Source organism: Spirillospora sp. CA-108201 (genome assembly GCF_050936235.1).
Taxonomy (GTDB): Bacteria; Actinomycetota; Actinomycetes; order Streptosporangiales; family Streptosporangiaceae; genus Spirillospora.
Genome location: NZ_JBNJNE010000001.1, coordinates 3,456,500 through 3,477,136, shown reverse-complemented (window position 1 = coordinate 3,477,136; position 20,637 = coordinate 3,456,500). Strand labels below are relative to the sequence as shown.

General features: G+C 72.6%; 18 protein-coding genes. 11 read left to right on the top strand and 7 right to left on the bottom strand.

The features are described from left to right. The first annotated feature begins 188 nt into the window (after window positions 1-188). The 6 genes from ACQEU6_RS16880 to ACQEU6_RS16855 all read left to right on the top strand — a co-directional run bounded on the left by ACQEU6_RS16880 (window position 189) and on the right by ACQEU6_RS16855 (window position 7,356). Window positions 189-482, top strand: coding sequence for a hypothetical protein (locus ACQEU6_RS16880; RefSeq protein WP_179278877.1), 294 nt, complete (start codon window positions 189-191; stop codon window positions 480-482). A gap of 1,399 nt (window positions 483-1,881) precedes the next feature. After that, window positions 1,882-2,958, top strand: a complete 1,077-nt coding sequence (locus tag ACQEU6_RS16875) for a sugar ABC transporter substrate-binding protein (protein WP_499332984.1) — start codon at window positions 1,882-1,884, stop codon at window positions 2,956-2,958. Window positions 2,959-3,078: 120 nt separating this feature from the next. Next, window positions 3,079-3,864, top strand: a complete 786-nt coding sequence (locus ACQEU6_RS16870; RefSeq protein WP_499332983.1) for an ATP-binding cassette domain-containing protein — start codon at window positions 3,079-3,081, stop codon at window positions 3,862-3,864. A gap of 11 nt (window positions 3,865-3,875) precedes the next feature. Next, window positions 3,876-5,159: a sugar ABC transporter permease gene (locus ACQEU6_RS16865; protein ID WP_499332982.1), complete on the top strand. Its 1,284-nt coding sequence runs from the start codon at window positions 3,876-3,878 to the stop codon at window positions 5,157-5,159. 218 nt (window positions 5,160-5,377) lie between these two features. Next, window positions 5,378-6,136 (top strand): ATP-binding cassette domain-containing protein, encoded by a 759-nt coding sequence (locus ACQEU6_RS16860; protein ID WP_499332981.1) that lies wholly within the window; start codon window positions 5,378-5,380, stop codon window positions 6,134-6,136. Continuing rightward, entirely contained in the window at window positions 6,136-7,356 is a 1,221-nt protein-coding gene (locus tag ACQEU6_RS16855; RefSeq protein ID WP_499340224.1) for an ROK family transcriptional regulator, read from the top strand. Before ACQEU6_RS16860 ends, ACQEU6_RS16855 begins: the two co-directional genes overlap by 1 nt. On the opposite strand, the gene ACQEU6_RS16850 is transcribed toward ACQEU6_RS16855, so the two are convergent. The 4 genes from ACQEU6_RS16850 to ACQEU6_RS16835 all read right to left on the bottom strand — a co-directional run bounded on the left by ACQEU6_RS16850 (window position 7,334) and on the right by ACQEU6_RS16835 (window position 11,631). Then, complete coding sequence (locus ACQEU6_RS16850; RefSeq protein ID WP_499332980.1) at window positions 7,334-7,879, bottom strand: flavin reductase family protein; 546 nt, start codon at window positions 7,877-7,879, stop codon at window positions 7,334-7,336. The genes ACQEU6_RS16855 and ACQEU6_RS16850 overlap by 23 nt on opposite strands. A 348-nt stretch (window positions 7,880-8,227) precedes the next feature. Continuing rightward, on the bottom strand, window positions 8,228-9,433 hold the full coding sequence (locus tag ACQEU6_RS16845) for a lysylphosphatidylglycerol synthase transmembrane domain-containing protein (RefSeq protein WP_499332979.1): 1,206 nt from the start codon (window positions 9,431-9,433) through the stop codon (window positions 8,228-8,230). A 323-nt stretch (window positions 9,434-9,756) separates the two neighbouring features. Then, complete coding sequence (locus ACQEU6_RS16840; protein WP_499332978.1) at window positions 9,757-10,026, bottom strand: hypothetical protein; 270 nt, start codon at window positions 10,024-10,026, stop codon at window positions 9,757-9,759. Window positions 10,027-10,086: 60 nt separating this feature from the next. Continuing rightward, complete coding sequence (locus ACQEU6_RS16835; RefSeq protein WP_499332976.1) at window positions 10,087-11,631, bottom strand: hypothetical protein; 1,545 nt, start codon at window positions 11,629-11,631, stop codon at window positions 10,087-10,089. Window positions 11,632-11,738: 107 nt separating this feature from the next. Between ACQEU6_RS16835 and ACQEU6_RS16830 the strand changes: the two genes are divergently transcribed. Beyond that, the gene (locus ACQEU6_RS16830) at window positions 11,739-12,440 is read left to right on the top strand and encodes an HAD family hydrolase (protein ID WP_499332975.1); all 702 of its coding nucleotides are present in this window, start codon (window positions 11,739-11,741) and stop codon (window positions 12,438-12,440) included. Here the strand turns inward: ACQEU6_RS16830 and ACQEU6_RS16825 are convergent. From ACQEU6_RS16825 to ACQEU6_RS16815, 3 genes are all read right to left on the bottom strand, one after another. After that, window positions 12,432-13,496, bottom strand: a complete 1,065-nt coding sequence (locus ACQEU6_RS16825) for a TRM11 family SAM-dependent methyltransferase (RefSeq protein WP_499332973.1) — start codon at window positions 13,494-13,496, stop codon at window positions 12,432-12,434. The genes ACQEU6_RS16830 and ACQEU6_RS16825 overlap by 9 nt on opposite strands. A gap of 93 nt (window positions 13,497-13,589) precedes the next feature. After that, complete coding sequence (locus ACQEU6_RS16820; RefSeq protein ID WP_499332971.1) at window positions 13,590-13,952, bottom strand: hypothetical protein; 363 nt, start codon at window positions 13,950-13,952, stop codon at window positions 13,590-13,592. Between the two features lie 79 nt (window positions 13,953-14,031). Continuing rightward, entirely contained in the window at window positions 14,032-15,006 is a 975-nt protein-coding gene (locus ACQEU6_RS16815) for a DUF4439 domain-containing protein (protein WP_499332969.1), read from the bottom strand. Between the two features lie 264 nt (window positions 15,007-15,270). Here ACQEU6_RS16815 and rimP point away from each other — a divergent pair, with 264 nt between their 5' ends. The 4 genes from rimP to infB all read left to right on the top strand — a co-directional run bounded on the left by rimP (window position 15,271) and on the right by infB (window position 20,531). Then, complete coding sequence (gene rimP, locus ACQEU6_RS16810; protein ID WP_499332968.1) at window positions 15,271-15,972, top strand: ribosome maturation factor RimP; 702 nt, start codon at window positions 15,271-15,273, stop codon at window positions 15,970-15,972. A gap of 25 nt (window positions 15,973-15,997) precedes the next feature. Continuing rightward, entirely contained in the window at window positions 15,998-17,047 is a 1,050-nt protein-coding gene (gene nusA / locus ACQEU6_RS16805; RefSeq protein WP_499332966.1) for a transcription termination factor NusA, read from the top strand. Next, window positions 17,013-17,354 carry a YlxR family protein gene (locus ACQEU6_RS16800; RefSeq protein WP_499332965.1) on the top strand — a complete coding sequence of 114 codons (342 nt, stop codon included), beginning with the start codon at window positions 17,013-17,015 and terminating at the stop codon, window positions 17,352-17,354. The genes nusA and ACQEU6_RS16800 overlap by 35 nt, the downstream gene beginning before the upstream one ends. Before the next feature lie 108 nt (window positions 17,355-17,462). After that, window positions 17,463-20,531, top strand: a complete 3,069-nt coding sequence (gene infB / locus ACQEU6_RS16795; RefSeq protein WP_499332963.1) for a translation initiation factor IF-2 — start codon at window positions 17,463-17,465, stop codon at window positions 20,529-20,531. The last annotated feature ends 106 nt before the right edge of the window (window positions 20,532-20,637 follow it).

Here is a 20,637-nt window from a genome sequence, read left to right as displayed (position 1 = left end):
TGCGCCGGTTCATCTGCCAAGCGCAAGATATCCCGGATAAGGTCCGGTCGACCTCCGAAACGCGGTGCGCCCTCGCGCCCCCGCCCCGCTCACCTCGCGGCCGGCAGGCCGGGGTGCTTGCGCACGGGCGGGTGAAGAGGGAGGCTGAATCGCACGTCGGGCCGCACGGAGTCCGTGAGGAAACAGGGATGACGCCTGACGATACGGGAACAGCCGCGCCGTCGAAGACGCGGATCGAATATCTGGAAGAACTCGGCGAGGAGCTGGTCAAGCGCGGTCTCCGGGTGCGTCTCACCCTGCCCCGCGGCCAGTCGCCCAGCCTGCACGTGATGAATCCCGACGCCGCTGCACTGACCGAGAACATCCTGGCGGAGCAGGGCGCGGACGGCTGGTGGTACTGGTGGTCGTGGGCCGAGCGAATCGCGCCCGCCGCCGACGCCGCCGCGGCGGCCGACCGAGTGGCCCGCGTCCTGTCCGCCTGACCCGGGCCCCGGCGAAATCCGGGGCCTGACAGCTCGCACCACGCACCCCATAGCGGCACCGCCTCGCGACGCACCACGCCGAGGCGCACTCCACCACGCCCCAAATCACCGCCCAGCAGCACACCCCCGACCAACTCGCCTCTCACCCAAGCGAGACGCAACCGGCTTCGAGACGCAACCGAGCCCGAACCGCGGCCGGACCAGAGACGCGGAAGCGTGCCGCCGCCCAGGACGAGACGCAGACCCGTTGGAAGCACGACCCGACGTGAGTTGCGCCGGGCTTGGGCGGCGCAGACCCGCGTAGAACGAGCCCCGCCCACCACCTTGAGCGCGGCGCGTATGCGGCGGTGGCGGCGCCGATCCGCCCGGGGCGCTGCCCGGGACGGGGTTGGAGCGCCGCTCCGGGTTGACGTGGCCCTGGTGTGGGTGCGGCTGGAGTGAGGTAAACGAGCCCACTCGCCCAGCGAGCGTGGCACGGAACGGTGTTGCCGCCCGCTTGGCGGGACTGTGGCGCGTGTGTGTCGTGGCGGGGGTGGCGGCGGGACGGGGTTGAGGTGCTCGGTGTGAAAGGGCCCCGGTGCGGATGCGCTTGAGGATGGGCGTGGCGCGGCTTGGTTGAGGCGTGGACGCGTTGAGGCGTGGTCCAGGTTGAGATGCCGGGTTGGGGTGTGGGGTGGTTTGGGTTGGGACGTGGGCTCGTTTGGGGGCGGTCCGTTTGGGGTGCGGGCCGGGTTGGGGCGCGGTTCGGATGTGGCGCCGCTGGGGGTGGGGCGCGGAGCTGGTTGGGGTGCGGGGCGGGGCCGGCTTGGGGGCGGGGTGCGTTGGTGTCGTGGGTGGGGTTGTGGCGGGGGCGGGGTTGTAGCGCTGCCCGGGTTGGGCGCTGGCCGGTCGAGGCGCGGCGTGGGTGGTGTAAGGCGCGGGGTTGAGGCCTGTGCGGTGCTGTGCGGTTGGGGGCGTGCAGGGGGTTCGATCTGGGGTGATGCCTGGCTTGTGGGTGTCTGCCTGGGGTTTTGCGTTGTGGGGAGGCGGCCGCTCTCGGGGGTGGCGGTGGCGTGCCGGGGGTTGCGGGGGGTGCTGGGGTGAGGCGTGGCTTGACGGTGGGTCGCGGTGAATGTTGAGCCACGAAACATTTACGCCCGGACGGGTCCGCTCGGGGATGCCCAGGCGGCGGCCGGGGTCCTCCTGCGGCCCGCGCGGTAGTCCTCGTGTTCCACCCGTGTTGATCTCGTGTTACATGATTGTTACCGCCGACAACAAATGAACTTTGGCTGAAGTCTGGCGCGACGGACATGTGCGACGTAAGTTGCGGGACACAACATTCCCGTCGGAGCGGGTGATCTCGCTCACCGGCTACCACCCCCGGCCGCAAGGCGGCCACCCCCCAGAAAGGACCCGGGCAATGCGCAAGGGGATCCTCAGCTTCTTGGCCGTCACGACGGCGGCGGCGCTCAGCCTCACCGCGTGCGGGGACGGCGACTCCAACGACTCGGGCGGTTCCGGCTCGAAGGGCAAGGTCGGCGTGATCCTGCCCGACACCACCTCCTCCGTCCGGTACGAGAGCTTCGACCGGCCGTACCTGGAGCAGGCCTTCAAGGCCGCCGGAGTGGCCTACGACATCCAGAACGCCGAGGGTTCGACCCAGCGCTTCCAGACGATCGCCGACCAGATGCTCACCAGCGGCGTCACGGTCCTGGTCCTGGACGGCATCGACTCCAACTCGGCGGCCGCCGTGCAGCGCAAGGCGCAGGCCCAGGGCGTCAAGACCATCGACTACGACCGGCTCGCCCTCGGCGGCGTCTCCGACTACTACGTCTCCTTCGACAACGTGAAGGTCGGCGAGGAGCTCGGCAAGGGCCTGCAGAAGTGCCTCGGTGACAAGTCGGCCAACATCGCCTACCTCAACGGCGCCCCGACCGACAACAACGCGACGCTGTTCGCCAAGGGCGCGCACAACGTGCTCGACAAGGCGACCAACTACAAGAAGGTCGCCGAGCAGGCCGTTCCGGACTGGAAGGCCGAGCAGGCCGCCACGATTTTCGAGCAGATGTGGACGGAGAAGGGCGGCAAGATCGACGGTGTGGTCGCCGCCAACGACGGCATCGGCAACGCGGTCATCTCGATCCTGAAGAAGAACAAGCAGGCCGGCAAGGTCTCCGTCACCGGTCAGGACGCCACGCTTGAGGGGCTCCAGAACATCCTCGACGGCAACCAGTGCATGACGGTCTACAAGCCGGTCAAGCAGGAGGCCGAAGCGGCCGCCAAGCTCGCCGTGTCCCTCATCAAGGGCCAGAAGGGCGAGACCAACGGGACGACGAACGACCCTGAGGGCAAGCGCGACGTCCCGTCGGTGCTCCTGACCCCGATCGGCGTCTTCAAGGACAACGTCAAGCAGGTCACGGACGACGGGTTCGTCAAGAAGGAAGACCTGTGCAAGGGCGCGTACGCGGCCAAGTGCAAGGACGCGGGCATCCAGTAGGAGCCCGACGCTGACTCCGTGGCGGGCCCCTCCCCGCTGAGGGCGTCCCGGCCTCCCGGAAAATCGGGACGCCAAGGGGCCCGCCACGGGCAAGACGCCCGAACCTCTGGAAGGAAACTCGTGGCAGAAAAAGGAGACCCCGTCCTCCGCCTGACCGGGCTCAACAAGAGCTTCGGCCCCGTCCATGTGCTGCACGACGTGGACTTCTCCGTGCGCCTGGGCGAGGTCATGGCCCTCGTCGGCGACAACGGAGCCGGCAAGTCGACCCTGATCAAGTGCATCGCCGGGATCCACCCCATCGACTCGGGACAGATCGAGTTCGAGGGCAAGCCCGTCTCGATCGACGGCCCGCGCGCCGCGTCCGCGCTCGGCATCGAGGTCGTCTACCAGGACCTCGCGCTCGCGGACAACCTCGACATCACGCAGAACATGTTCCTCGGCCGCGAGCGGCGCAAGGGCATCGTGCTGGACGAGCCGTCCATGGAGGAAGCGGCCAGGGAGACCCTCGCCCGGCTCTCGGTCCGCACCGTCAAGTCCGTCCGGCAGCAGGTGGCGAGCCTGTCCGGCGGGCAGCGGCAGACCGTCGCCATCGCCAAGGCGGCGCTGTGGGAGTCCAAGGTCGTGATCCTGGACGAGCCCACGGCCGCGCTCGGCGTCGCCCAGACCCGGCAGGTCCTCGACCTGGTCCGGCGGCTCGCCGACACCGGCCACGCCGTCGTGCTCATCTCGCACAACATGAACGACGTGTTCGAGGTGGCCGACCGCATCTCGGCCCTCTACCTCGGCCGGGTCGCCGCGGACGTCGCCACCTCCGAGGTGACCCACGGCCAGGTCGTGGAGCTCATCACCGCCGGCCGTTCCGGTGATCTCGGCCTCGCGCCGCAGACCGCCGCCGAGAGCATCTGAAAGGGGACCAGGTGTCCACCGACATCCCCCAGAGCAAGGAGACCGCCGTCAAGCTGGCGGACTCGGACTTCTCCAACGACCGGCGCAAGCATGACATGAACTCCGCGCTGCTGGACTACTGGTACAAGATCAAGGCCGGTGAGCTGGGCGCGCTCCCGGCGATCCTCGGCCTGGTCGCGCTGGTCGCGCTGTTCACGGCGCTGAAGCCGGAGACCTTCCTCAGCAAGGGCAACATCGCGAACCTGGCCACCCAGGCGCTGCCCATCACGATCCTCGCCATGGGTCTCGTCTTCGTCCTGCTGCTGGGCGAGATCGACCTGGCGGCGGGTGTGGCCAGCGGTGTCTGCGCCACCGTGATGGCCAAGCTGATGGCCGACTCGGGTCAGCCCTGGTACGTCGCGGTGCTCGCCGCCGTGGCGATCGGCGTCGTCATCGGCACCGTGATCGGCTGGCTCGTCGCGTTCCTGCGCATCCCGTCGTTCGTGGTGACACTGGCGTTCTTCCTCGGCCTCCAGGGCATCACCCTGTGGCTCATCGGCGAGGGCGGGACGGTGCCCGTCCGCGACGAGTTCGTCGTGGCGCTCTCGAACAAGAACATGCCGATCTGGCTCGGCTGGGTGCTCGCCATCGCCTGCGTCGTCGCCTACACCGCGATCCTGATGCTGCGCTGGCGCCGCCAGCACGTCCGCAACCTGCACTCCAAGCCGCTGGGCTTCGTGATCGCCCAGTGCGCCGTGGTCGGGGCCGCGCTGCTGATCAGCACCTACGTGCTGAGCCTGGACCGCGCTCCCAGCCCGCTGATCACCCTCGGCGGGATCCCGTGGGGTGTGCTGCTCGTCGGCGCGCTGCTCGTCATCTGCACGTTCGTGCTCGGCCGCACCAGCTACGGGCGGCACATCTACGCGGTCGGCGGCAACGCCGAGGCGGCCCGCCGGGCCGGCATCAACGTGACCCGCATCCGGATCTCCGTGTTCATGATCGCCTCCGCGCTGGCGGCGATCAGCGGCATCGTCGCCGCGTCCCGCCTCAACTCGGTCGCCACCGACGCGGGCGGCGGCAACACGCTGCTGTACGCGGTGGGCGCCGCGGTCATCGGCGGGACGAGCCTGTTCGGCGGGCGCGGCAAGGCACGCGACGCCGTGCTCGGCGGCCTGGTCATCGCGCTCATCGCCAACGGACTGGGGCTGCTCGGCACCAAGGCCTACCTCAGCTACCTCATCACCGGGGTCGTGCTGCTGTTCGCCGCGAGCATCGACGCCCTGGCGAGGCGCCGCCGGTCCAGCACCGGACGGTGACCTCGTGGACGCGGTGACTCCGTGAGCACGGTGACCCCGTGAGCACGGCCGGAAGCGCCCGGGAGTCGGTGGCCCGCCCCACCGGCTCCCGGGCCTGGCCGCGGAACCGTCCGGGCCCGTCTTCCGACGGCGCCCGGGCGGACAACGCGACTGCTACGCTCACTCACGACGACCGCCAGGCGCGCGGCGGCGGTGTGGCACGGTGGGAGCCCCTCGGCATGTCAGTGACGCCTGTTCTCGACCTGCGCGGTATCGACAAGAGCTTCGGCTCGGCGAAGGTACTGCAGGACGTCGCATTCTCCGCCTACCCGGGGGAGGTCACCGCCCTCGTCGGCGACAACGGCGCCGGCAAGACCACCCTGGTCCGGTGCATCGGCGGCATCCACTCCTTCGACAAGGGCGAGTACCGCTTCGAGGGCAGGCCGGTCAAGGTCGACTCCCCCCGCGACGCCAGCCGCCTCGGCATCGAGATCGTCCACCAGGACCTCGCGCTCTGCGAGAACCTCGACATCGTCCAGAACCTGTTCCTCGGCCGCGAGGAGCGCCGCGGCCTCGCCTTGGACGAGACCTTCATGGAGGAGCTGGCGCGCACGACGCTGTCGGGCCTCGCCGTCCGCACGATGGGCTCGGTCCGGCAGCGGGTCTCGAACCTGTCGGGCGGGCAGCGGCAGACCGTCGCGATCGCCCGCGCCGTGCTGTGGGACAGCAAGCTCGTCGTGCTGGACGAGCCCGCCGCCGCGCTCGGCGTCGCGCAGACCCAGCAGGTCCTGGAGATGGTCCGGCGGCTCGCCGACAAGGGCCTCGCCGTGGTGCTGATCTCCCACAACATGAACGACGTGTTCGCGGTCTCCGACCGGATCGCCGCGCTCTACCTCGGCCGGACGGCCGCCCAGGTCCGCACGGCCGACGTCACCCACCGCCAGGTCGTGGAGCTGATCACCTCCGGCTCCAGCGGAGAGCTGGGGCTGCGCCAATGATGAGGGCGGGCCCTTCACAGGAGGACATCCGGCGGCACAACCTCGGGACGCTGCTGCGCTTCGTCCACCTGCGGGGCCCCGCCTCCCGGGCCGTCCTCGCCGAGTCCCTCGGCCTCAACCGCAGCACGATCATGGCGCTCACGTCCGACCTCACCTCCGCCGGGCTGGTCCGCGAGGAACTGCCGCGCGGGCCGGGGCGCCGCGCCGGGCGCCCGTCGCTGGTGGTGCGGCCGGAGTCCACCCGCGTCTACGTGCTGGCGTTCGAGGTCGGTGTCGACCGGCTCGTCGTCGCGCGCGTCGGCCTCGGCGGCGTCGTGCTGGACCGGCGCGAGGGCGTCCGCGCCCGCGACTCCGATCCCGCCGACCTGCTCGGCGTGCTCGTGGCGGGCGCCCGGTCCCTGGTCCGCAAGGCCGAGCGCGACGCCGTCTGCGTCGGCGCCGCCCTCGGCTTCCCCGGCACCGTCCGCCGCTCCGACGACTCGATCATGTTCGGGCCGAACCTGGACGTGGGCGGGCTGCGCCTCGGCGACGCCCTGTCCCGCCGCCTCGGGCTCGGCATCCCCGTCTCGGTGTGCAACGACGCCAACCTCGGCGCGCTCGCCGAGCACGAGCGCGGCGCGGGCGTGAGCTGCGACAACCTCATCTACCTGCACGGCGACGTGGGCGTCGGCGGCGGCATCATCGCGCACGGCCGGCTGCTCGGCGGCGACGAGGGGTTCGGCGGCGAGATCGGGCACATGGTGATCAACCCCGGGGGCCGGCCCTGCGCCTGCGGCTCGAAGGGCTGCCTGGAGGCCGAGGTGGGGGAGCGGACGCTGCTGGAGCACGCCGGCCGCGTGGAGATCCCCGGCCAGCCCGGCCGCGACGCGGTCCGCGCCATCGTCGCCGCCGCCGACGCCGGCGACATCAAGGCCCGGGAGGCGCTGCACCGCGTCGGCACCTGGATCGGCGTCGGCGTCGCCAACCTGGTCAACCTCTTCAACCCCGGCCTGGTCATCTTCGGCGGCACGCTCCGCGACATCTTCCTGGGCGCCGCGGCCCAGATCCGCAGCGTCCTGGCGACCAACGCCCTCGCCGCCCCCCGCGAGAAGGTCAAGCTCCGCACCGCCACCCTGGGCGACGACACCACCCTGGTCGGCGCCGCCGAGTTCGCCTTCGCCGAGGTCCTGGCCGACCCCGTCCAGGTCCTGACCCGGCTCAGAGCCCCCGAGACGGTGTGAAGCGCGTGACGGCGCCGTAGCCGCTCCGGTAGAAGACGAGGGGCCCGGCGCCGTGGTGTTCGGCGAGGTCGTGGGCGCGGGCGACGACGATCAGATGGTCGCCGGCGGCGTGCTCCTGCTCGACCGAGCACTCGATCCACGCCAGCGCGCCGTCGATCAGGGGAGCGCCGCCGGGACCGCCCGTCCAGGGGACGCCGTCGAACTTCTCCGGGCCGCTCCCGAAGGCGAGCCGGTCGGAGACGTCCCGTTGCGGCTCGGCCAGGATGTTGACGCACAGCCGGGGCGCGGTGCGCAGGACCGGCCACGTGGTGCTGGTGTGCGCCACGCAGAACGCCACGAGGGGCGGGTCGAGGGAGACGGACGTGAACGAGTTCACGGCCAGGCCCACGGGGAGCCCCGAGGCGGGGTCGAGGGCGGTGACGGCGACGACGCCGGTCGGGAACCTGCCGAGCACCGAGCGGAACGCGGCCGGGTCGAGGCCGGTCGCCGAGGGGCCGGACGAGAAGTCGGGCGATCCGTGCATTGGGGTCCGTTCCGTGGGCGGGGGTGCGTCGATGTCCACTAAAGCCCCTGCCGCGGCGCGCTGATTCCCCTGGAGGGCGATCTCCGTCGAAGGTCCCGGCCGGGCGTCGGTCCGGGGACGGAGGCCGGAGCTAGGGACGTGTTTCGAAGTGGTCTCGGCCCTGCGCGCGAACGCGTGAGCTGCCCGGTGGAGCGAAGCCGGAGGCGAGCGGAACCGGGCGGATCGGGAAGCGATGCCGCGTTCGCCCAGTTCCGGTCGCGTAGCGAGCCGCCAGGCGAGCGGAGTGGGCCGGGACTGAATGAACATAGCCGCCAGGCGAGCGGAGTAGGCCGGGACTTTGAAACGCAGTCAGGGGTGCGGGGCCTCGGCCGGAGTCTGCGCCGGGACGGCGGCCTGGGGGGTGAGGAGCGCCGCCGAGGACATGCCGTCCATGATCAGGCGGCCGGTACCGGCCAGGACGGCCCTGGCGCGGGCCGGGAGACGCGGACCCTCGTGCAGCCCGACCCAGGCGATCCAGCCGACCCCGACGACGGCCCAGTAGGACACGAGCCGGTACAGGCCGACGGCCGCGGCGGCGGGCGACAGCGTCGCGCCGAACGCGACCAGGGACGCGGCCATGCTGCCCTCGATGGCGCCGAGCCCGCCGGGCAGCAGCGGGAGCAGGCTGCCCGCCGCCTGGGCGGCGAAGTAGGTGAGGGCGACGCCGTTCGGGGCGATGTCGATGCCGACCGCGTGCGCCGCCGACAGCAGCGCGAGGATGTCGAACACCCAGTTCAGCAGGGCCAGCGCGATGAGCGCGGCCCAGTCGCGCAGGGTCGGGCGCAGGATGTCGCGGGCGCCGGCCAGCCGCTCCGCGTAGGGAGCGATCTTCGGGTGGGCGAGCGCGGCCCGGTACGCGCTGCGCGGCGGCGCGGTCAGCAGGGCCCGCAGCGGGCGCCACCGCAGCGCGGGGACGAGCAGCACGGCCAGGACCAGCGGCACGGCGAGGGCGGCCAGCGCGAAGCCGCGGGCGTGCGGGTCGGCCACCAGCGCCAGGAGCCCGATCACGGAGTAGGCCGAAGTGGTGATCACTCCGCCGGCCAGGATCACCGCGGTGGCCAGGTGCGTCGAGGCGCCCGCGCGGCGGAACTGCCGGAACGTGTAGACGACGCTCACCGCCGGGCCGGCCGGCAGCGTCGTGGACAGGGCGTTGCCCGCGTAGGTGATCGCGAAAGCGCGGCGCAGCGGCATCCGCAGCCCGCCGACGCGCAGCAGCCGGCGCTGGAGCCGGGCGAACGCCCCCATCGAGCCCGCCACGGCCAGCACGACCATGGTCAGCCAGCCCGGGTCGGCGCGCGCGGCGGCCCTCCAGATGGCGCCGAGGTCGGGGAGCTCGTCGCGGTAGAGGGGGAGGGCGGCGAGGGCGCCGAGGATCAGCGCCCACTGGACGATCAGGCCGGCCCTGCGCCGCCACCACGGGCGTGCCGGGGCCTGCTCGTCGGGCCCGTCTCGAAGGGGGAACGGCGGGTCGGCCTCGGCCGGGGGATGGACCGGTGCCGTGACTGTCTCGTGCATGTCCCGGTCACCTCGCAAGCTCGCCCGCCATGCGCAACCTACGGTCCGGGAAGGACATTCCCCCGGGATCCAAAACAAACCGCAAAGTGATCTGCGCCACGTCCGTCGCGAGGCCGCGGGCAGCGGGCGGATCGAAGTCCTGTCGCAGTGCTCCGCCAGACGGTCATGAAGTGTCTGGCTATTCCGTTCTGTTCTACTTCCTGCCCGTTCTCGCGGAAAGGACGCCGGCGTCGCCGGCGCAAGCCCGGCACGCCGACGGTGGCCGCCCGGCCCGAAGCGACGGAGGCGCCCGCACCGGCACGGTGCGGGCGCCTCCGTCGCGGTCAGGGCCTGCGGGTGGGATTGACCGCGTCCTCCTCGGCGGGCGTGATCGGCGTGGGCCGCTCCTCGTCGCCCTCCCGCGCGGTCTGCCGCTCGTACTCGGTGACGCCGAGGCCGTCGCGGCTCTCCTCGGGCTCCTCGATCCTCAGCTCCTCGGGCGGGTCGTTCACGTATTCCTCGGTCAGGGCGATCTGTTCGTCCTGGGTGTTGTCTCCCATGTCATCGATGTCCTCGCGGAAGTCGCGGGACTCACCGGGCTCGCGTGCCCTCATGACTCCTCCCGGTCCGGATCGGGTCCGCTGATCGGACCGGTATCCCCGATGACCGGCGGCCTACTCTCGGTCGCGCACGGCGACGAGCCCGCCGACGACGCCCACGTACGCGGTCCCGTCCGGCCCGATGGTGACGGGCGCCCAGCTGTTGTCGAACCACTTGCCCGTGCCGGTGAGCACCTTGTAGGCCGTCCGCCCCGTGTGGACGTCCACCGCGGTCAAGTACCAGGCGTCGACGAGGTCCCTGCGCGGCTCCTTCGTGTAGAGGTACAGCAGCCCCGCGGGCACGGAGACCTTGGAGACGGTGGACGGCGAGCGCTCCGTGCTCGTCCAGACCGTCCGGCAGCCCGTCCCGTCCGGCTCCACGTCCACGCGGCTCACCCCGCCCACGGACGACCCGCCCGGCGGGAGGTCGAAGAAGTTGGTGTAGCCGTAGTTGTTCTCGACGAACAGGCTGCGGCCGTAGCCGATGAGGGAGTTGTCCGTGGCGCTCGCCCCGCTGCCGAACACCGGCACCTGGCAGACGAGCCCGCCGTCGTCCGCACGCCGGACGATCACGTGCATGCGGTCGTCGGCGTTGTCGGTGACGGCCACGTAGCCGTCGCCGAAGAACGTGGGGGTCGTCCCGGACCCCTGATCGATCTGTCCGGGCTTGCGCCCGCTGCCCCGGTCGTACGCCCGCCGCCAGACGATCTCCGGGATCCCGTCCGCGCCGGCCCGCATCCGGTAGAGCGCGTGGTCGGACACCACCGAGACGCCGTTCTCGGCGGCCGCGAACGAGTTCTGGATGCCCTCGCCCGGCAGCCGCGTCACGCGGACGGTCCCGGACCCGGGGTCCACCGTGCCGACGCGGCCGCCCCTGGTGATCCACCAGATCAGGCCGTCCCAGTCGGGCCCGACCGCGGTGACGGGGTCGCACTCCCCCTTCGGCCACGGGTTCGTCCAGGTGGCGCAGTCATGGGAGAGGTACGGGCCGAGGTCCCAGTCGTCGGTGGCAGTGAAGCGCCAGGCGCCGTCCGGACCCTTCTCGTGCGCGAAACGGCGTAGATGGAAGGCCGAGTCCGCCAGCACGGCGCGATCCTGCGGGTCCAGGTAGTAGTACGCCCCGCCCGAGGTGTCGGTGAACACCTTGTCGAGGCTGAGCGAGAACACCGCCTGGACGGTGGACGGCCTGGGCGGCAGTTCGTAGGTCGCGAGGTCCTTCAGCGTCCTCGGATCGATCAGCCGCAGCATGAGGTTCTGCCCGCGCGTGCACTGCGCGACGATCAGGCCCGTCCGGCGGGCGAACGTCACCGTCGAGCACAACCCCGGCAGCCCGCCGCCCTTCGCCTCGCCCAGCACCTGCGGATCGCGGCCGAGCGGCCCCAGGAACGGATATGTGTCGGAGGCGTAACTGTCGGCGTGCATGGACGACGTCCCCACCGGCCCCTGGTGCGGGTTGGCGGGGACGGGCCGGCCCGCCAGGGGCGCCGGGGTGGCCGGCGCGCCGACGTAGGCCGGGACGAGGCCCCTGCCAGGGCCGTCGGGGATCGGGTCGGCCGCCGCCGGGACCGCCGCGCCCGCCAGGACGACGGACAGGAGGGCGGCGAGCAGGGGTCTGCGCATGGAGGGCTCCCTTGACCGGACAGGGGGTGGTCCCGGTCGCGCCCTCCGGACGACCACCGCGTAAAAGAGTGATCGTCCGGCGCCGCTTGATGGTTACGATCCGGGGCATGGGCGTACAAGCTGTGATCTTCGACTGGGGCGGCACGCTGACCCCCTGGCACGACCTCGAACTCGCCGACATCTGGCGCACCGTCTGCGCCGCCCACCTCCCTCCCGACGCCGTCGAGAAGGCCGTCGCCGCCCTCGTCGCCGCCGAGGACGAGCTGTGGCGGCGCGGCACCGAGGAGCACCGGAGCGCCACGCTCGCCGAGGCGTTCGCGATGGCCGGGGTGGAGCCGAGCGAGGCGCTCCTGGACACCCACTTCGAGACCTGGACCCCGCACACGCACACCGACCCCGCCGTCCCCGGCCTGTTCACCGCCCTCCGCGAGCGCGGCATCAAGATCGGCGTGCTGTCCAACACCATCTGGACCCGCGAGTGGCACGAGCGCGTCTTCGACCGCGACGACGTCCTCGGCATGCTCGACGGCGCCGTCTACTCCAGCGAGATCCCCTGGACGAAGCCGCACGCCGAGGCGTTCCGCGCCGCCATGGACGCCGTCGGCGCCACCGACCCCGGCTCCTGCGTCTTCGTCGGGGACCGCCCGTTCGACGACATCCACGGCGCCAAGGCCGCCGGGCTGCGAGCCGTCCAGATCTGGCACCAGACCACCCGCGCCTTCGACCGTCCGGGGCTCACACCGCCCGACGCCCTCATCCACGACCTGGGGGAACTGCTCCCGCACGTGGAGCGGTGGCACTCAGCCTGAGGGCTTCGCGGCCACGATCAGGTCGCGGGAGATGGCCTGGTCGACGCGATGGCGGAAGCCGCCGTAGGCCTCCGAGTCCTGGACGTCCAGCCCGCTGGACGCCAGGATCTCGGCGAGCTGCTCGCGGCGGCCGACGAAGGTGTTCCAGGAGATCCCGACGGCGCCGCCCGGACGCAGCAGCCGCGCCCACCCCGGGACGGCGGCCGTCAGCAGCTCCACGGGGCTGCGCGACAGCCGCGGCCCGCCCTTGCGGCCCGGCTGCGCCCCCTTCGGGCGGCTGCCGTGCTGGACGCCGTAGGGGGCGTCCGTCACGATCAGGTCGAACGACGCCGGGCGGAAGAACCTGCCGGCGTCCAGCGAGTCGGCGTTAACGACGGTGATCTCCATCGTCTCGCCGCTCTTGTAGCGCTCCTTGGACGCGCCGAGCGTCACGTGCAGGCGGCGCCCGAGGACGGCCTTCTCGCGGCGCACGTTGGTCACCTCGGCCTGGTGCTTGACCCGGTTGTTCTTCAGCCAGGTCTTGACGAAGGCCGCGTAGGCGTCGAAGTCCTTGCCGTCGATGTCCATCCCGGCGGCGTCCAGCCCGTACATCATGGCCTGGTTGAGGGTCGTGCCCCGCCCGCACATCGGGTCGAAGACGCGGGGACGCCTGTTGATCAGGTCCATGGGGGAGTCGGTCGCCATCGCCGTGACGTTCAGCAGCAGCTTGGTGAAGTACTCGTTCGTCTTGCCCGAGTACTTCTGGATGGTGAGCAGGTCGCTGCCGAACAGGTCCAGGGGCCGGAGCGCGACGGGCCGGAGCAGTTCGCCCTCGATCTGGAACAGCGCGTAGAGCGACGACAGGTTCGACAGGAGGCGCACGTCGTCCTCCGTCAACGCGTCGGCGGAGAACGTCACGTAGGGGACGCCGCCGATCGCGGTCTCCTCGATGTCGCGGACGCGTCCGCCGAGGGCCCGTTCGCTGAACACGGCCAGTTCCGCCTTCACCAGGTCGGCGGCGGCCTGTGCATAGACCCGGTTGTGCGAGGGGGAGACGAGAAGGCCGTACGCGGTCATCTGGTGGACCTTACTGGACCCCGGGAGCGGGGACCGCCGCGACGGACGCGCCCGGCGGCCTCCGCGTCGCCCTCGGACGGGCCGTTCCCCCGGTCAGGCCGCTCGCGCCGCGCGGTCCGCGGGCTCGCCGGACGTCTCGGCCGGAGGCTCCGGATCGGGGTCCGCCGGGCCGGCGGGCAGGGCCCGCCCTTCCTGGGCGGCGGGGAGCTCCGGCGTGTCCGGGCCCTCCGCCGCGGGAAGATCCGGAAGGTGCCGCGCGGCGGCGTTGAGCAGCTCCCCGACGCGGCTCCTGAGACTGGCGAGATCGGCCCGCGCCACGTCCGCCTGCGCCTGCGCTCTGCGCGCCTGGCGCCGCGCGGCGTCGCGCTCGGCCGCCAGCCGCGTCAGCTGCTCGTGGTACGCGGCCCGCAGTTCGTCGAGGGCGCTCGTCCTGCCCGGCTGCGGAGTCGTGGTCACGTGGGCTCCCTCCCCCGAAGTCATCCCGCAATGGGACTAACGTCGCTATTCGGACGCTTCGTTCCCGTCGTGCCGAAGATCACTCACCGGGTTCGGGGCGGGGGGACAGCGCCGCGGACGGCAGCCCGGGGAACGCCTCCGACGGCGTCGCGGAGCCCGATCTGGACCCCCAGCGCGCCGCCCACGCCGAGGCCCGCTGCGCGCTGTCGGCGGCGAAGGCGCGCAGGTCGGGGGAGGAGACGCCCGCGAGAGCGACATAGGCGGGAACGAGGCCGTTCTCCAGGGCCGCCGCGAGCTGCGCGGCGCCGCGGGCGGAGGTGACCCGGACGGGCAGCCGGTAGGCGGACGCCGCGGCGACCGGCGTGGCCGACAGGATCGAGACCAGCTGGTCCCGCCGGGCGCGGTGGACGTTCCACAGGTCCTTCGCGGTCTGGTGGAGCGTCCCCCGCAGGCGGGCCCCGAGCACCCCGTACCCGTAGACGGCCGCGTGCTCGGCGGCCAGCGCGGCCTGCACGGCCTCGGCGTCCGACCGCGACCGGACGGGCGGCGCCCCGCCCCTGACGGTCATGGCGTGGCCGGCCTCGCAGGCGCCGATGCTGGCCAGCAGCTGCGCGAGCGCCGGGCCGGCCTTGGCGGCGTCTGCCATGCGCCCCCGCGCCGCGCGGTCCTCCATGTCGCGCAGGGCCGCCAGGCCCGCCGCCCCGGAGGGGACCGGCGCCGCGCTGGGCGAGGGGATCGCGCCGCCTTCGTCCGCCCGGTTCCCCGAGCCGGGGACGTAGTGCCTCCTCAGCACGGCCAGATGCCGCCGGTGATGGGCGAGGGCGGGATCCAGAAGCCCGGCCTGCGAGGCGTTCGCGGACCGCGCCGCCTCGTACGCGGCGATCAGGTTCTGCTCGGCGGCGATGGCGCCCACCAGCGTCGGCACGTCCTCGCGCGGGGCGGCCTCCGCCGCGCAGGACGCGATCCACGGCAGCACCGGCACCGCGCCGCCGCCCAGTACCGCGGCACGGCCCAGCAACGCGCGGCGTGACAGCGCCTGTGTCGAGCGTGACATCGCTTGCCCCGGCGGTGGTGCGGCCTCTGGCAAAGGAAGTCTCCTCACCCGGTGGCGGAGGTGGCGGCGGCCTGTTGCGGCAGCGGTCTCCGGACGCGCCCATCAGGCCAGCTCAAGCATTCCATATCCGCCGCGCCGGAGAGCCGCCGTAAAGACCGCCGCGGTCCCCGGCTGTCGATAGTCTTGAGGTGTCGGCGGACGAGCGGCGACCCCGCTGTCGCAGGCGCACGAACAGATCGCACGCGCACAACAGGAGGAGGACCCATGAGCGTCGAGTCCCGTGGCGGCCGCGCTCAAGGGAGGCGCGGCCGGCAGGAGGAGGCGGCCCCGCCGCGCGACGCCGTCCGCCCGAGCCGCGACGCGGCCGCCGCGGCCCTCAGCAGACTTCTCGCACCCGCGGTGGCCGAGGCGGGTTACGACCTGGAGGAGGTCGACGTGCGGCCCGCAGGTCGCCGGCGGCTCGTCCGGGTCATCGTCGACGCCGACGGCGGGATCAGCCTCGACGACATCGCCCGGCTGAGCGAGACGACCTCCGAGCTGCTCGACGGGTCCGACGTCATGGGGACCTCGCCCTACGTGCTGGAGGTGACCTCGCCGGGCGTCGACCGCCCCCTCACCGAGCCGCGGCACTGGCGCCGCGCCGTCGGCCGGATGATCGTCGCCCCCCTGACCGGGGGAGGCCAGATCGAGGGCCGCGTCGTGGCCGCCGACGACGAGGCCGTCGAGATCGACGTCGTCCAGAAGCGGCGGGGCAAGGGAGCCGGGGCGGGCGGCGGCAAGGCCGCCGGGCCCGGGTCCTCCACCAAGGGGTCCGGGAAGCCGTCCTCCTCGAAGGGGAAGGCCGCCGCGCCCGAGACCGTGCGGCGCCGGTTCGGACTCGGCGAGCTGGGGCGCGGCCGCGTGCAGGTGGAGTTCGCGCCTCCGCCGCCGGCCGAGGAATCGCGTTCTCCGGCGGAGCCGGACTAGAGGGGGGAACCTCGTGGACATCGACATGACCGCCCTACGGGGCCTGGAGAGCGAGAAGGACATCTCGCTCGACGTGGCCGTCAAGGCCATCGAAGACGCCCTGCTGATCGCCTACCACCGGACGGAGGGCGCGGCGACGAAGGCGCGCGTCGAGCTGGACCGGCAGAGCGGCCACGTGACCGTGTGGGCGACCGAGACCGACGACGAGGGCAACGCCGTCGGCGAGTTCGACGACACCCCGTCGGGGTTCGGCCGCATCGCCGCGACCACCGCCAAGCAGGTGATCCTCCAGCGCCTGCGCGACGCCGAGGACGAGCTGACCTTCGGCGAGTACGCGGGCCGCGAGGGCGACATCGTCAGCGGCATCATCCAGCAGGGCAAGGACCCGCGCAGCGTGCTGGTCGACCTCGGCAAGATCGAGGCGATCCTGCCGCCGCAGGAGCAGGTGCCCGGCGAGCGCTACGAGCACGGCGAGCGGCTGCGCGCCTACGTGGTGCAGGTCCGCAAGGGCCACCGCGGCCCGTCGGTGCAGCTGTCGCGCACGCACCCGAACCTCGTCCGCAAGCTGTTCGCGCTGGAGGTCCCGGAGATCGCCGACGGCACCGTGGAGATCGCGGCGATCGCCAGGGAGGCCGGCCACCGCACCAAGATCGCGGTTCGCTCGCGCAAGTCCGGTGTGAACGCCAAGGGGGCCTGCATCGGCCCGCTCGGCAGCCGCGTCCGCAACGTGATGGGCGAGCTGCACGGCGAGAAGATCGACATCGTGGACTGGTCGGAGGACCCCGCGGAGTTCGTCGGGAATGCCCTGTCCCCGGCCCGCGTTTCGAGTGTCGAGGTGGTCGACGCCGACGCCCGGGTCGCCCGGGTGGTGGTGCCCGACTACCAGCTGTCCCTCGCGATCGGCAAGGAAGGGCAGAACGCCCGGCTCGCCGCCCGGCTCACCGGCTGGCGGATCGACATCCGGTCCGACACCGAGCCGGTACAGAAGCCCCCGAACAGCGACGGACCCGGCGAATCCGGATCTTCTGCGTCAGGAGAGCATGCGACAGGCCCCGCCGACGCCTCGGCGCGGTAGACTCATGGGACGTGGCCCGGCGGCCGCTGTTCGCACGTGCGTGGGTTGCCGGGTTCGCACGGTCAAGTCCGACTTGCTGCGCCTGGTAGCGGTCGAGGGCGTCATCGTCCCCGATCCTCGCGGGCGGCTGCCGGGACGGGGTGCGCATCTGCATCCCGATCCGGGGTGTCTCGCACTCGCAGAGCGACGTCGGGCGTTCCCGCGGGCGTTCCGCCTGCCGGGCCCGCTCGACGCCGGTCCGCTGCGGGAGCGACTTGCGGCCCTCGCCGCGCAGCAGCAGGATGGCCGAATGGTAAGCGACGTCTAGTCGGAAGCAGGTCGAGATTGCTATGAGCGCTCGATGAGCACGCCGCGATGAGTACGGCAAGTTAGCGACGGTCCGGAGGCCGCACCCCCGGACCGAGTAGGGAGTGCAGTGGCGAAGGTCCGGGTTTATGAACTCGCCAAGGAGTTTGGCGTAGAGAGCAAGGTCGTCATGGCCAAGCTCCAGGAAATGGGCGAGTTCGTACGGTCGGCGTCCTCCACGATTGAGGCGCCGGTCGTTCGCAGGCTGACAGAAGCCTTCTCAAATTCTTCTTCCTCCTCCAAGCAGGGGGACCGACGGAGCGCGGCCAGGAAGCCGGGTCCGCGCCCGTCCGCACCGCCGCGTCCGGGTCCGTCCGGCGGCGGTTCCGATTCTCAGGGCGCCCGTCCCGGGCCCCGTCCGGGCCCGCGCCCGGCGCCCAGGCCGGCTCCCGCCTCTCCCGGCGGTTCCGGTGGCCAGGGCGGCCCCGCCGTTCCCAGCGGTCCGGGTGGTCCCGGCGGCCAGGGAGGCCAGGGCGGCCAGGGCGGCGCGCCCAGGCCCGGCCCGCAGCCGGCGCCGCGCCCGCCCGTCCCGCCGGCGCCGAGCACGCCGGTGAGCGCGCCCGCGGCGCAGGGCCCGAGCGCCCCGCCCGCGTCCGCTCCCGGCACCGGTGCCGGTGCCGGTGCCGGCAACCGTGCGCCCGGCGGCCCGAAGCCGGGTCCCCGCACGCCGAAGCCCGGCCCGCGTCCCGCTCCGCGCCAGGGTGGCGGCGGTGGCGGCGGCCGCGGTCCCGGCGGACCGCGTCCGGGCAACAACCCGTTCAGCTCGACCAACACCGGCATGGGCCAGGCGCCCAAGCCGGGGCCGCGTCCCGGCCCCCGTCCGGGCGGTGACCGCCCGGGTGGCGGCGGCGGCCCCGCGGGCGGCCCGCGTCCCGGCCCGCGGCCGGGCGGCGCTCCCGGCGCCGGCGGCCCGCGCCCGAACCCGGGCGGCATGCCGCCCCGGCCGGGCGGCCCGCGTCCGAGCCCGATGAACATGCCGTCCTCGCGGCCCGCGGGCGCCCCCGGGCGCGGCGGTCCCGGCGGTGGCGGCGGCGGTCGCGGTCCGGGCGGCGGCGGCCGTCCCGGTGGCGGCGGCGGTCGCGGTCCCGGTGGCGGCGGCCGTCCCGGTGGCGGCGGCGGCTTCGGCGGCCCCCGCGCGGGTGCCGGCGGCCGTCCCGGTGGCGGCGGCGGCTTCGGTCCCCGTCCCGGTGGCGGCGGTCGCGGTCGCGGCGGCACGCAGGGCGCCTTCGGGCGTCCCGGCGGACGCCCGGCGCGCGGACGCAAGTCGAAGCGGGCGCGTCGTCAAGAGTTCGAGAACATGCAGGCGCCCGCCGCCGGCGGCGTCTCGGCTCCGCGCGGCAACGGCAAGACCATCCGGCTGGCCCAGGGCGCGACCCTGACCGACTTCGCCGAGAAGATCGGCGCCAACCCGGCGTCGCTCGTCGCGATCATGATGCACCTCGGCAAGATGGTCACCGCGACCCAGTCGGTGGACCCCGACGACCTGATGTCGCTCGGGCTCGAACTGGACTTCGACGTCCAGGTCGTCAGCCCCGAGGACGAGGACCGCGCGCTGCTGGAGTCCTTCGACATCGAGTACGGCGAGGACGAGGGCGGCGAGGAGAACCTCCAGTCGCGTCCGCCGGTGGTCACCGTCATGGGCCACGTCGACCACGGTAAGACCAAGCTGCTGGACGCCGTCCGGCACGCCAACGTGCAGGCGGGCGAGGCCGGCGGCATCACCCAGCACATCGGCGCCTACCAGGTCGAGACCGAGGTCGACGGCGAGGAGCGCAAGATCACCTTCATCGACACCCCGGGTCACGAGGCGTTCACCGCCATGCGTGCCCGCGGTGCCGACACCACCGACCTGGTGGTGCTGGTGGTCGCCGCCGACGACGGCGTCAAGCCGCAGACCACCGAGGCGATCGACCACGCCACCGCGGCCGGGGTCCCGATCGTCGTCGCGGTCAACAAGATCGACGTCGAGGGCGCGGACCCGAACCGGGTCCGGGCGCAGCTCACCGAGTACGGCCTGGTCGCCGAGGAGTTCGGCGGCGACACGCAGTTCATCGATGTGTCCGCCAAGCAGGGCATCAACATCGACGGGCTGCTGGAGGCGATCGTCCTGACCGCCGACGCCGAGCTCGACCTGAAGGCCAACCCCGACATGCCCGCCCAGGGCTCGGCCATCGAGGCCCACCTGGACAAGGGCCGGGGCGCCGTGGCGACCGTGCTGGTGCAGCGCGGCACGCTGCGGGTCGGCGACTCGATCGTCTGCGGCGTGGCCAACGGCCGAGTCCGGGCGATGCTCGACGAGAACGGCAACAGCGTCGAGGAGGCGGGCCCGTCCCGTCCGGTGATGGTGCTCGGTCTCGCGGCCGTGCCCGGCGCGGGCGACAACTTCCTGGTCGTCGAGGACGACCGGGTCGCCCGGCAGATCGCCGACAAGCGGGTCGCGCGCAAGCGCAACGCCGAACTGCTCAAGAGCCGCAAGAGCAGCTCGCTGGAAGAGCTGTTCAAGGACCTGGAGCGGGGCGAGCGGCAGGAGCTGCTGCTCATCCTCAAGGGCGACGTGTCCGGTTCCGTCGAGGCGCTGGAGGACTCCCTCCTCAAGATCGACGTGGGCGACGAGGTCCACCTGCGGATCATCCGCCGCGGCGTCGGCGCGATCACGCAGGACGACGTCAACCTGTCGCTGGCGTCCGAGGGCGCGGTCATCATCGGCTTCAACGTGCGGCCCGAGCGCAACGCGCAGGAGCTGGCCGACCGCGAGGGCGTCGACATCCGGTACTACTCGATCATCTACCAGGCGATCGAGGAGATCGAGGCGGCCCTCAAGGGCATGCTCAAGCCGGAGTTCGAAGAGGCCCAGCTCGGCACCGCCGAGGTCCGCGAGATCTTCAAGGTGCCGCGGATCGGCAACGTCGCCGGTTCGATGGTCACCTCGGGGATCATCCAGCGCAACGCCAAGGCCCGCCTCGTCCGCGACGGCGTCGTGGTGTCCGACAACCTCACGGTGTCGTCGCTGCGCCGCTTCAAGGACGACGCGACCGAGGTCCGCGAGGGCTTCGAGTGCGGCATCGGCGTCGGTTACAACGACATCAAGCTCGGTGACGTCATCGAGTGCTTCGAGATGCGGGAGAAGCCCCGCGACTGAGGCGGACGGCAGGTCCGCGCGGCCCCGCGAGGGGCCGCGCGGGCGGCCGGCCCGGCGGCCCGTCCGGGCACGCCGACGACGTGATCGTTAAATCGGGTGACAGAGC